7 protein-coding genes are annotated in these 12,900 nt (G+C 71.2%); 5 read left to right on the forward strand and 2 right to left on the reverse strand.

Annotated features, from left to right (window positions below):
- Nucleotides 1-624 (forward strand): lysozyme (locus tag CCN33_RS28010; RefSeq protein WP_107484009.1); only part of this gene is annotated, 624 nt, incomplete at its 5' end.
- Between the two features lie 63 nt (nucleotides 625-687).
- Here the strand turns inward: CCN33_RS28010 and lon are convergent.
- On the reverse strand, nucleotides 688-3,117 hold the full coding sequence (gene lon / locus CCN33_RS28015) for an endopeptidase La (RefSeq protein WP_086696202.1): 2,430 nt from the start codon (nucleotides 3,115-3,117) through the stop codon (nucleotides 688-690).
- A gap of 126 nt (nucleotides 3,118-3,243) precedes the next feature.
- Here lon and CCN33_RS28020 point away from each other — a divergent pair, with 126 nt between their 5' ends.
- The 4 genes from CCN33_RS28020 (at nucleotide 3,244) to CCN33_RS28040 (ending at nucleotide 10,024) form a co-directional block, all read left to right on the forward strand.
- Entirely contained in the window at nucleotides 3,244-3,930 is a 687-nt protein-coding gene (locus tag CCN33_RS28020) for a spermine/spermidine synthase domain-containing protein (RefSeq protein ID WP_086696203.1), read from the forward strand.
- A gap of 108 nt (nucleotides 3,931-4,038) precedes the next feature.
- Nucleotides 4,039-4,779 (forward strand): response regulator transcription factor, encoded by a 741-nt coding sequence (locus CCN33_RS28025; protein ID WP_030816749.1) that lies wholly within the window; start codon nucleotides 4,039-4,041, stop codon nucleotides 4,777-4,779.
- On the forward strand, nucleotides 4,776-5,888 hold the full coding sequence (locus CCN33_RS28030; protein WP_086696205.1) for a HAMP domain-containing sensor histidine kinase: 1,113 nt from the start codon (nucleotides 4,776-4,778) through the stop codon (nucleotides 5,886-5,888). Before CCN33_RS28025 ends, CCN33_RS28030 begins: the two co-directional genes overlap by 4 nt.
- Before the next feature lie 314 nt (nucleotides 5,889-6,202).
- Nucleotides 6,203-10,024, forward strand: a complete 3,822-nt coding sequence (locus tag CCN33_RS28040; RefSeq protein WP_086696208.1) for a multifunctional oxoglutarate decarboxylase/oxoglutarate dehydrogenase thiamine pyrophosphate-binding subunit/dihydrolipoyllysine-residue succinyltransferase subunit — start codon at nucleotides 6,203-6,205, stop codon at nucleotides 10,022-10,024.
- Nucleotides 10,025-10,183: 159 nt separating this feature from the next.
- Here the strand turns inward: CCN33_RS28040 and fxsT are convergent.
- Nucleotides 10,184-12,900, reverse strand: a 2,717-nt coding sequence (gene fxsT / locus CCN33_RS28045; protein ID WP_086696210.1) for an FxSxx-COOH system tetratricopeptide repeat protein, incomplete at its 5' end; no start/stop codon positions are given.

Here is a 12,900-nt window from a genome sequence, read left to right on the forward strand (position 1 = left end):
CAGCGTGGTCCAGTCGACGTCTCCGGCCACCAGGGCAACGTCGACTGGACCACGCTGTGGAACAGCGGGGTCCGCTGGGCCTACACCAAGGCCACGGAGGGCACCTACTACACCAACCCGTCCTTCGCCCAGCAGTACAACGGCTCGTACAACGTGGGCATGATCCGGGGCGCGTACCACTTCGCCACCCCGGACACCACGAGCGGCGCGGTGCAGGCGAACTACTTCGTGGACCACGGCGGCGGCTGGTCGCGGGACGGGCGGACGCTGCCCGGCGTGCTGGACATCGAGTGGAACCCGTACGGCGACGCCTGCTACGGCATGGCCGGGGCCGCGATGACCAACTGGATCGCGGACTTCCTGAACACCTACCGGGCGCGCACCGGCCGGGACGCGGTGATCTACACGGCGACGAGCTGGTGGACCCAGTGCACGGGCAACACCGCCGCCTTCGGCGCCGTCAATCCGCTGTGGATCGCCCGGTACGCCACCGCGCCGGGCACGCTGCCGGCCGGCTGGGACTTCCACACGATGTGGCAGTACACCTCCTCCGGCCCGACGGTCGGTGACCACGACCGGTTCAACGGCGCCCTGGACCGGGTGCAGGCGCTGGCCAACGGCTGAGCCTGCCGCGTACGCGAAAGGCCCGGGCCCCCTGGTGAAAGGGGACCCGGGCCTTCGCGCCGCTCAGGCCGCGACCGGCACCTCCGCCACGGTGGCGGCGGGCGCGAGCGCCAGCTCCAGCACCTGGCGGACGTCGGTCACCGCGTGCACGTCGAGCTTCTCCAGCACCTCGGCCGGGACGTCGTCCAGGTCGGCCTCGTTGCGCTTGGGGATGATCACGGTGGTCACCCCGGCGCGGTGCGCGGCGAGCAGCTTCTGCTTCACCCCGCCGATCGGCAGCACCCGCCCGGTCAGCGAGACCTCACCGGTCATCGCCACGTCCGTGCGGACCAGCCGGCCGGAGAGCAGGGAGGCCAGCGCGGTGGTCATGGTGACGCCCGCGCTCGGCCCGTCCTTGGGGACCGCGCCCGCCGGGAAGTGGATGTGCACGCCCCGGTCCTTCAGGTCGGCCACCGGCAGCTCCAGCTCGGCGCCGTGGCTGCGCAGGAAGCTCAGCGCGATCTGCGCCGACTCCTTCATCACGTCACCGAGCTGCCCGGTCAGGGTCAGCCCCGCCGCCCCGGTCTCGGGGTCGGCGAGCGACGCCTCGACGTACAGCACGTCGCCACCGGCGCCGGTGACCGCGAGCCCGGTCGCCACCCCGGGGACGGCGGTACGGCGCTCGGCCGGGTCCTGCGCGGACTCGGGCACGTGGTGCGGACGGCCCACCAGAGCGCGCAGGTCGTCCTCACGGACGGTGAACGGCAGTTCCCGCTCGCCCAGTTCGTGCTGGGCCGCGACCTTGCGCAGCAGCCGCGCCACGGTCCGCTCCAGGGTGCGCACGCCCGCCTCGCGGGTGTACTCCCCGGCGAGCTTGCGCAGCGCGCCCTCCTCCAGCGTGACCTCGTCGCCGGTGAGACCGGCCCGCTCCAGCTGGCGCGGGAGCAGGTGGTCGCGGGCGATGACGACCTTCTCGTCCTCGGTGTAGCCGTCGAGCCGGACGATCTCCATCCGGTCGGCCAGTGCCTCCGGGATCGCCTCCAGCACATTGGCGGTGGCGAGGAAGACCACGTCGGACAGGTCGAGCTCGACCTCCAGGTAGTGGTCCCGGAAGGTGTGGTTCTGTGCCGGGTCCAGCACTTCGAGCAGGGCGGCCGCCGGGTCGCCCCGGAAGTCCGAGCCGACCTTGTCGATCTCGTCGAGCAGCACGACCGGGTTCATCGACCCGGCCTCCTTGACCGCGCGGACGATGCGGCCGGGCAGCGCGCCGACGTAGGTGCGCCGGTGGCCCCGGATCTCCGCCTCGTCCCGGACACCGCCGAGCGCGACGCGGACGAACTTGCGGCCCATCGCATGTGCGACAGATTCTCCCAAACTGGTCTTTCCGACACCGGGCGGGCCGACCAGCGCCAGCACGGCACCGCCGCGCCGTCCGCCGATCACACCGAGACCGCGCTCACCGCGCCGCTTGCGCACCGCGAGGTACTCGGTGATGCGCGCCTTCACGTCCTCCAGGCCGGCGTGCTCGGCGTCCAGGATCTCCTTGGCGCCCTGGATGTCGTACGCGTCCTCGGTCCGCTCGTTCCACGGCATCTCCAGGACGGTGTCCAGCCAGGTGCGGATCCAGGAGCCCTCGGGCGACTGGTCGGAGGAGCGCTCCAGCTTCTCCACTTCCTTGAGCGCGGCCTCGCGGACACGCTCGGGCAGGTCGGCGGCCTCGACGCGGGCCCGGTAGTCGTCGGACTCCTCGGCCGCGTCCGGGCCGTCGCCGTTCAGCTCGCGCAGCTCCTTGCGGACCGCTTCGAGCTGGCGGCGCAGCAGGAACTCACGCTGCTGCTTGTCGACGCCCTCCTGGACGTCCTTGGCGATGGTCTCCGCCACGTCCTGCTCGGCGAGGTGGTCGCGGAGCTGCTGGGCGGCGAGCCTCAGGCGGGCCACCGGGTCGGTGGTCTCCAGCAGCTCGGTCTTCTGGTCGGTGGTGAGGAACGGCGAGTAACCGGAGTTGTCGGCGAGCGCGGAGACGTCGTCGATGGCCTGGACCCGGTCCACGACCTGCCAGGCGCCGCGCTTGCGCAGCCAGGTGGTGGCCAGCGCCTTGTACTCCTTGACCAGGTCGGTCACCTGGCCGGGCAGCGGCTCGGGCACGGTCTCCTCGACCCGGGCGCCCTCGACCCACAGCGCGGCGCCGGGACCGGTGGTACCCGCGCCGATGCGCACCCGGTGGCGGCCCTTGACCAGGGCGCCGGGGTCGCCGTCGGCGAGTCTGCCGACCTGCTCGACGGTGCCGAGCACGCCGGTCTTGGCGTAGGTGCCGTCGATGCGCGGGACCAGCAGCACCTTGGGCTTGCCGGACTCCGCGCGGGCGGCGGCCTGGGCGGCCTCCACGGCGGCCCGGATCTCGGCGTCGCTCAGATCCAGCGGCACGACCATGCCGGGCAGCACGACCTCGCCGTCGAGCGGCAGCACAGGCAGAACGAGCGTGAACTCCATGGACTCACCCGACTCAGCAGCCATGATCTCCCCTTCGGCAGTCAACTTGAGTAACACTGACTCAATGCTCCTGAGCGGTTCAATGTTCCCCGAACATCGTTCGCTCTGGGCGAACGAGGACTCGCCGGGCGGGCGGGGCAGGATGGCGGCATGACTGCCACGCACGACGGCGCCGCGGACACGGTGGTCCTGGACCGGCGCGAGGGACCGTACGGGGAGGTGGCGCTGCGCCGCAGCGGGGCGCTGCTCCAGATCATCGCCAACGGGTGCTTCCTGATGGACACCTCCGACGGCCGCTCGGAGCGGCTGCTGGTGGACGCGGCGCGGGACGCGCTGGACGACCGCCCGGCGCCGGAGGTGCTGATCGGCGGCCTCGGCGTCGGCTTCTCGCTGGCCCACGCGGCCGCCGATCCCCGCTGGGGGCGCATCACCGTCGTCGAGCGCGAGCCCGCCGTCATCGACTGGCACCGCACCGGCCCGCTGGCGGAGATCTCCGCGGACGCGCTGGCCGACCCGCGCACGCGCGTCGTCGAGGCGGATCTCCTGCGTTTCGTCAATGAGACATCCGACACGTTCGACGCGGTATGCCTCGACATCGACAACGGGCCCGGCTGGACCGTCACGGAGGGCAACGAAGGTCTCTACACGCCGCGCGGACTCGCCGCCTGCGCAAGGGTGTTGAGGCCCGGCGGGGTGCTGGCGACGTGGTCCGCGCAGCCCTCTCCGGAATTTGAAGGAACCTTGCGGAATGCCGGGTTCCGACAGGTGCGTACCGAAGAGGTCCCCGTTGCCCGTGGCGTTCCCGACGTGGTCCATCTCGCCGTCCGACCTGGATAGCGACGGCCCGGCGTGTCCCCGTAATGTGCAGCGTGACGCGGATCATTCAAGCGTCAATCGCAGTCATGGGATCACCCCACGGATTCCGGAAAGCAACAGGGGCGGGCGATGGAGCAGACACACACCTCCCAGACCGGTGCGGCGACGACGTCACAGGGCGCGCAGCGCCGGGTACTGGTCGTCGAGGACGACCCCACGATCGTCGATGCCATCGCGGCCCGGCTCCGCGCCGAGGGATTCCTCGTGCAGACCGCCGGTGACGGTCCGTCGGCGGTCGACACGGCCGAGGCATGGCAGCCGGACCTGCTGATCCTCGACATCATGCTGCCCGGCTTCGACGGCCTGGAGGTCTGCCGCCGCGTGCAGGCGTCCCGTCCGGTGCCGGTCATGATGCTCACCGCGCGCGACGACGAGACCGACATGCTGGTGGGCCTCGGGGTCGGCGCCGACGACTACATGACCAAGCCGTTCTCCATGCGGGAGCTGGCCGCGCGGGTGCACGTCCTGCTGCGCCGCATGGAGCGCGCCGCGCTGGCCGCGACCACGCCCCGCTCCGGGATACTCCGCCTCGGCGAGCTGGAGATCGACCACGCCCAGCGCCGGGTGCGGGTGAAGTCGGACGACGTGCACCTGACGCCCACCGAGTTCGACCTGCTGGTGTGCCTGGCCAACACCCCGCGCGCGGTGCTCTCCCGCGAGCAGCTGCTCGCCGAGGTCTGGGACTGGGCGGACGCCTCCGGCACCCGGACCGTGGACAGTCACATCAAGGCCCTGCGCCGGAAGATCGGCGCCGAGCGCATCCGCACGGTGCACGGAGTCGGGTACGCGCTGGAGACGCCGACCCCGTGAGCCGCGGACGGGAAACGGGGCGCCGGCGCTCCGGGGGCGGACCCTGGGGCGGCGTACGCCCGTTCTCGATCAAGACCAAGCTGGGCGCGCTGGTCGTCATCTCGGTGCTGATCACCACCGGTCTCTCCATGATCGCGGTGCACACCAAGACCGAGCTGCGCTTCATCACGGTCTTCTCGATGATCGCCACGCTGCTGATCACCCAGTTCGTGGCCCACTCGCTCACCGCGCCGCTGGACGAGATGAACGCGGTGGCCGGCTCCATCTCGCACGGCGACTACACCCGCCGGGTGAGCGAGGGCCGCCGCGACGAACTGGGCGACCTCGCCGTCACGATCAACGTCATGGCGGACGAACTGGAGGCACAGGACCTCCAGCGCAAGGAGCTGGTGGCGAACGTCTCGCACGAGCTGCGCACCCCCATCGCCGGACTGCGCGCGGTGCTGGAGAACATCGTCGACGGCGTCACCGAGGCGGACCCGGAGACCATGCGCACCGCGCTGCGCCAGACCGACCGGCTCGGGCGGCTGGTGGAGACCCTGCTCGACCTCTCCCGCCTCGACAACGGCGTGGTCCCCCTGAAGACCCGCCGCTTCGAGGTGTGGCCGTACCTCTCCGGGGTGCTCAAGGAGGCCAACATGGTCGCCTCCGCGCGGGCCGGCATCGCCTCCGGCTCCGGCAGCCACACCCGTACCGACGTGCATCTGCACCTGGACGTGTCCCCGCCGGAGCTGACCGCGCACGCCGACCCCGAGCGCATCCACCAGGTGGTGGCGAACCTCATAGACAACGCGGTCAAGCACAGCCCGCCGCACGGCCGGGTCACCGTGAAGGCCCGGCGCGGCGCCCGTCCGGAGTCGCTGGAGCTGGAGGTGCTTGACGAGGGTCCGGGCATCCCCCGCTCGGAGTGGCACCGCGTGTTCGAGCGGTTCAACCGGGGCGCGGTCACCCGCCCGCACGGTCCGGGCAGCGACGGCGGCACCGGTCTGGGGCTGGCCATCGCCCGCTGGGCGGTCGATCTGCACGGCGGCCGGATCGGTGTGGCCGAATCCGAGCGCGGCTGCCGGATCATCGTCACCCTCCCGGGGGCCGTTCCGGCGTCGAGTTGACGCTCCCGGCCCCCATGGGGTTCAGTCGGATGATCAAGATCACATACGTTCCGCCAGTCGGACACGTGTGATCAGGCACGGGCCGGCGCGATGCGCGGAGCGAGGGCGCTCAGGGCCCCGATTCCGCGTGCCCGCGACTTCCCACCCGTATCCGGAACCCCGCTTGTTTCCCGCCATTTCGCGGCCCGAAACGCGGTTCGCGATGTGACTTGCACGACGATGAACGGGCCCGACCTGACCTTCCCCCTCCGGGAGGCGTAGCCTTTATTCCCGCTGTCCATCACCTTGTGAAGCGGAAGAGGGCGGTTACCGCCGTGTCGCCACAGTCCCCCAGTAACTCGAACGTCTCCACCGACGACCAAGCCGGGAAGAACGCCGCCGCGGCGTTCGGACCGAACGAGTGGCTCGTCGACGAGATCTATCAGCAGTACCTCCAGGACCCGAATTCGGTAGACCGTGCCTGGTGGGACTTCTTCGCCGATTACAAGCCGGGGGCGCCCGCCGCCTCGGCTCCGGCGGGTACCGCGGCCGCGGGGGCCGCGGGTACCACCCCCACCGCTCCGCCGGCCCAGGCCGCACCGGCTCCTGCCGCGCCCGCCCCGGCGCAGGCCCCGGCCCAGTCGGCTCCGGCCGCCAAGCCCGCGCAGGCCCCGGCCACGCCGGCGCAGGCACCCGCGGCCAAGGCCGCTCCGGCCGCCCAGGCCCCGGCGAAGCCGGCGCCCGCGGCCAAGCCGAAGGCCGCCGCCGCGCCCGCCACGGAGGCCCCCGAGGGCCCCGAGTACGTGACGCTGCGCGGTCCGTCCGCGGCCGTGGCGAAGAACATGAACGCCTCGCTGGAGCTGCCGACGGCCACCTCGGTCCGCGCGGTCCCGGTGAAGCTGCTGTTCGACAACCGCATCGTCATCAACAACCACCTCAAGCGGGCCCGCGGCGGGAAGATCTCCTTCACGCACCTCATCGGGTTCGCCATGGTGCAGGCCATCAAGGCCATGCCGGCGATGAACCACTCGTTCGGCGAGAAGGACGGCAAGCCGACCCTGGTCAAGCCGCCGCACGTGAACCTCGGTCTGGCCATCGACCTGGTGAAGCCCAACGGCGACCGCCAGCTCGTCGTCGCGGCCATCAAGAAGGCCGAGACGCTGAACTTCTTCGAGTTCTGGCAGGCCTACGAGGACATCGTCCGCCGCGCCCGCGAGGGCAAGCTCACGATGGACGACTTCACCGGCGTCACGGTCTCCCTGACCAACCCCGGTGGCCTCGGCACCGTGCACTCCGTGCCGCGCCTGATGCCCGGCCAGTCCGTGATCATGGGCGTCGGGTCCATGGACTACCCGGCGGAGTTCCAGGGCACCAGCCAGGACACCCTGAACAAGCTCGGCGTCTCCAAGGTCATGACGCTCACGTCGACCTACGACCACCGGGTCATCCAGGGCGCCGCCTCCGGCGAGTTCCTGCGCCAGGTCGCGAACCTTCTCCTCGGCGAGAACGGCTTCTACGACGACATCTTCGAGGCGCTGCGCATCCCCTACGAGCCGGTCCGCTGGCTCAAGGACATCGACGCCAGCCACGACGACGACGTCACCAAGGCCGCCCGTGTCTTCGAGCTGATCCACTCCTACCGGGTCCGCGGCCACGTCATGGCCGACACCGACCCGCTGGAGTACCAGCAGCGCAAGCACCCCGACCTGGACATCACCGAGCACGGGCTCACCCTGTGGGACCTGGAGCGCGAGTTCGCCGTCGGCGGCTTCGCCGGCAAGTCGATGATGAAGCTGCGCGACATCCTGGGCGTGCTGCGCGACTCGTACTGCCGCACCACCGGCATCGAGTTCATGCACATCCAGGACCCCAAGCAGCGCAAGTGGATCCAGGACCGCGTCGAGCGCCCGCACTCCAAGCCGGAGCGCGAGGAGCAGCTGCGCATCCTGCGCCGCCTGAACGCCGCCGAGGCCTTCGAGACGTTCCTGCAGACCAAGTACGTCGGCCAGAAGCGGTTCTCGCTGGAGGGCGGCGAGTCCGTCATCCCGCTGCTGGACGCGGTCATCGACTCGGCCGCCGAGTCGCGCCTGGACGAGGTCGTCATCGGCATGGCCCACCGCGGCCGGCTGAACGTGCTCGCCAACATCGTCGGCAAGTCGTACGCGCAGATCTTCCGGGAGTTCGAGGGCAACCTCGACCCGAAGTCGATGCACGGCTCCGGTGACGTGAAGTACCACCTGGGCGCCGAGGGCACCTTCACCGGGCTGGACGGCGAGCAGATCGCGGTCTCGCTGGTCGCCAACCCCTCGCACCTGGAGGCGGTCGACCCGGTCCTGGAGGGCGTCGCCCGCGCCAAGCAGGACATCATCAACAAGGGCGGCACGGACTTCACCGTGCTGCCGGTGGCGATCCACGGCGACGCGGCCTTCGCGGGCCAGGGCGTGGTGGCCGAGACCCTGAACATGTCGCAGCTGCGCGGCTACCGCACCGGCGGCACGGTCCACATCGTCATCAACAACCAGGTCGGCTTCACCGCCGCCCCGGAGTCCTCGCGCTCCTCGATGTACGCCACGGACGTGGCCCGCATGATCGAGGCCCCGATCTTCCACGTGAACGGCGACGACCCGGAGGCCGTGGTCCGCGTCGCGCGGCTCGCCTTCGAGTTCCGTCAGGCGTTCAACAAGGACGTGGTGATCGACCTCATCTGCTACCGCCGCCGCGGTCACAACGAGTCGGACAACCCGGCCTTCACCCAGCCGCTGATGTACGACCTGATCGACAAGAAGCGCTCGGTGCGCAAGCTGTACACCGAGTCCCTCATCGGCCGTGGTGACATCACGCTGGAGGAGGCCGAGCAGGCGCTCCAGGACTACCAGGGCCAGCTGGAGAAGGTCTTCACCGAGGTCCGCGAGGTCACCTCGCAGCCGGCGCAGGGCGAGTCCCAGCCGCCCAAGGACGGCTTCCCGGCGGCGGTCCCGACCGCGATCTCCGCGGAGGTCGTCAAGCGGATCGCCGAGTCCCAGGTCAACGTCCCGGACAACATCACCGTCCACCCGCGGCTCCAGCCGCAGCTCCAGCGCCGGGCGGCGATGGTGGAGGACGGCACGATCGACTGGGGCATGGGCGAGACCCTGGCCGTCGGCTCGCTGCTGCTGGAGGGCACCCCGGTCCGCCTGGCGGGCCAGGACTCCCAGCGCGGCACCTTCGGCCAGCGCCACGCGGTGCTCATCGACCGGGAGACCGGCGAGGAGTACACCCCGCTGCAGTACCTCTCCGAGGACCAGGCGCGGCTGAACGTCTACAACTCCCTGCTCTCCGAGTACGCGGCGATGGGCTTCGAGTACGGCTACTCGCTGGCCCGCCCGGACGCGCTGGTGATGTGGGAGGCGCAGTTCGGCGACTTCGTCAACGGCGCGCAGACGGTCGTCGACGAGTTCATCTCCTCGGCCGAGCAGAAGTGGAACCAGACCTCCGGTGTGGTCCTGCTGCTGCCGCACGGTTACGAGGGCCAGGGCCCGGACCACTCCTCGGCCCGTCCGGAGCGGTTCCTGCAGCTCTGCGCGCAGAACAACATGACGGTCGCCATGCCGACCTCGCCGGCGAACTACTTCCACCTGCTGCGCTGGCAGGTCCACAACCCGGACCACAAGCCGCTGATCGTCTTCACCCCGAAGTCGATGCTGCGCCTGAAGGCGGCGGCCTCGAAGGCGGAGGAGTTCACCTCCGGCGAGTTCCGTCCGGTCATCGGCGACGACACGGTCGACCCGGCCGCCGTCCGCAAGGTCGTCTTCTGCTCCGGCAAGGTCTACTACGACCTGGAGGCCGGCCGGAAGAAGCGCGGCGCCACCGACACGGCGATCATCCGCATCGAGCGGCTGTACCCGCTGCCCGGCGCCGAGGTCCAGGCCGAGGTCAACAAGTACCCGAACGCCGAGAAGTACCTCTGGGTGCAGGAGGAGCCGGCGAACCAGGGTGCGTGGCCGTTCATCGCGCTCAACCTGATCGACCACCTGGACCTGGCCGTCGGTGCCGACGTCCCGGCGGGCGAGCGCCTGCGCCGCATCTCGCGCGCGCACGGCTCCTCCCCGGCGGTGGGCTCCGCCAAGCGCCACCAGGCGGAGCAGGAGCAGCTGGTGAACGAGGTCTTCGAGGCGTGACCCCGGCTCACTGAGCAACGCTGAAGGGCCCGGCTCTCCTGGATCTGATCCGGAGGGCCGGGCCCTTCGCCGTCCGGGCGGTGCCCGGCCGTCTCCCGCTCCGCCACGGCCGTGGGGGGGCACCGGTCCGACCGTGGCCTCGCACCCGCGCGGCGGCGCTCAGCTCGCCTGGGGCTCGAAGTCCCAGTACGGGCGGTTGCGGGAGCGGGCGGAGACGGTGTGGACGTGCTGGGGGCCGAGGGTGGCCGCGAGGTCGGACAGGGCCTCCTGTTCGACCTTCTCCGCCTGCTGGCGGTCGCGCAGCGCGCGCAGGTCGGCCGCGTAGGCGACGCGGGCGGTCAGGGTGAGGGGGTGGGTGCGGCCGAGGGTGTCGGTGGCGCGCAGGATGGTGATCTGGCTGAGGTCGGCGGCGGCCTCGGTGTCCCCGACGAGGTTGCGCAGCGCGGCCGCGTTGACGGCGCAGCCGAGCGCGTAGGGGTGGGTCTCCCCCAGCGCGGCGCTCATGTCGGCGAGGCTCTGCTCGATCAGTACGTGGGCGTGGTCGCGTTCGCCGACGCTGCGCAGCACCAGCGCGTGGTTGGCGCGGGCGCCGATGATGAAGGGGTGGCCCTCGGGCAGCAGCAGTTCGTAGCGGGCGAGGACGGACTCGCTGGCCTCGCGGGCCTGGTCGATGTCGCCGTGCTCGCGGGCGAAGCAGCTCTCGCTGACGGCGGCGGCCAGGGTGTGCGTGTGGCTGTCCCCGAGCTTGCGCTCCAGCCCCTCCAGGACGCGGGTGAGCAGTTCGCCCGCCCCGGCCCGGTCCCCGCCGCGCAGCCGGCACAGCGCGAGGTTGTGCTCGGCGCGCAGGGTGTTCTGGTTGTCCGGGCCCATGACGATCCGGTACTCGCGGACGTTCTTGGTCTGGATCGACTCGGCCTCGGCGTAGCGGCCCAGCAGGCGCAGGTCGACCGCGTAGGAGACCTCGGAGAACAGGGTCCAGGGGTGGCGGCCCTTGAGGAGCTGGCGGCGGGCCTCCAGGGTGCGGGTGTCAAAACCGCGGGCCTGCTCGTAGCGGCCGAGGAGGCGCAGGGTGAAGCCGAGGTTGTTCTGGGCGTTGAGGGTGCGCGAGTCGTGCTCGCCGAACAGCTCGCGATAGGTGGGGTAGAGCCACTCGTCGAGTTCGAGGGCCGCGTCGTACTGGCCGAGTTCCCGCAGGTCGGCGGCGAGTCCGCCGGCCATCCTGAGGTGGTCGAGGTCGTGTTCGCCGCGTTCGGCGAGGAGTTGCTCGCGGGCGGCCCGGTCGATGGCCTCGGTCTCCTGGAAGCGGCCGGCCGAGCGCAGCAGGTTGGCGTAGTGGTAGGTCACCTCCCAGACGCGGGGGTGGGACTCGCCGAGCAGCTCGCGCCAGGCGGCGAGGGCGCGGCCGCCGAGGTTGACGCCCGCCGTGTACTCCCCGGCGAACAGCATGTACCGCAGGCAGTTGAGCACCAGCCCCTGCACCCGGCGGTCCTTGCTGCGCAGCACGTCGGCGTACTTCAGGTGCGGCACGATCTCGGCGTACGCGTCCCAGTTGCGGGTGTCGGTGGGGCGGCCCGGGTCGGCCTCGGCGAGGGCGCGGCGGACCACCTCGATGAACTCTCTCCGGTCGGCCTCGGGCATGTCCTTGTGCACGATCTGGTGGACCATCCGGTGCAGGTAGACCGACTCGCCGGAGGCGACGGCCTCGTCCAGCGTGGCCTCGTGCGACTCCAGCCGGACCACGGAGTACTGGCGGAGCTGGTTGACGGCCTTGTTCCACAGCAGCGGGTCGTCCAGCAGCCCGGCGAGCTGTTCGGGCAGGTCGTCGTGGTTCATCTCCTTCAGCAGCCTGACCGGGATGAAGCCGGGGGCGAAGAAGGTGCACAGCCGCAGCAGGTCGACGGACTCCGGGACGGTCTCGCGGAGCTTGTTCAGCAGTATCGACCAGGCGGTCTGGAAGGCGAGCGGGAAGTCCGCGGACACCTTGACGACGTCCTGGTCGATCCCGCCGTCCAGCAGGGCGATGTACTCCTCCACCGAGAGGTCGGAGTCGTTGAGCCAGCCCGCGGTCTGGTCCAGCAGCAGCGGGAGGTCCTCCAGGGCCTGGGCGAGCTGGTCGGCGTCGGGTTCGGTGAGCCGGGGCGCGCGGCGGCGGATGAAGGCGACCGACTCGTCGCGGCCGTAGACGGGGACTTCGAGGAGCTTGCTGTTGTGCTCGCCCCACTCGGGGTTGCGGGAGGTGATGAGGACGTGGCCGGGGCCGGTGGGGACGAGGTCCCAGATCTGGTCGGGTTCGTCGGCGCCGTCCAGCACCAGCAGCCAGCGGGAGTACGGGGTGCCCCGGCGCAGCGCGTCGCGGACGGCACGGAGCCGCTCGCCGTACTCGGCGCCGGTGGACAGGCCGAGCTTGGGGGCGAGTTCGGCGAGGAGGCGGCGGTAGCTGACGCGTTTCTCGGCGTTGACCCACCACACCACGTCGTACTCGGAGCCGAAGCGGTAGACGTACTCGGCGGCGAGCTGGGTCTTGCCGACGCCGGACATGCCGTGCAGGGTGAGCACGCCCGCGCCGGGGTCGCTGCCCTGGAGCAGGTGGTAGGCGTCGTTGAGCAGCGGCTCGCGGCCGGTGAAGCGGGTGTTGCGGCGCGGCACCCCGCCCCACACGTCGGGCATGGCGGCCGGGAAGCGGGGCGCGGGCCGGCCCGCGTCGTCGGCCGGGCGGGTGTCGTGGGGCAGGTCGAGGCGGTCCAGCAGGCGGCGTTCGGCCTCGTCGGCGCCCATGTTGGTGAGGTCGACGGGGGCGAGCGCGGCGACGGCGGAGGGCAGCGGGGCGTTGGTGACGGAGACGGCGGCGAACCGGCCCGGATCGCCACCGACGACCT

This window comes from Streptomyces recifensis (genome assembly GCF_002154615.1).
Lineage (GTDB): Bacteria > Actinomycetota > Actinomycetes > Streptomycetales > Streptomycetaceae > Streptomyces > Streptomyces griseoluteus.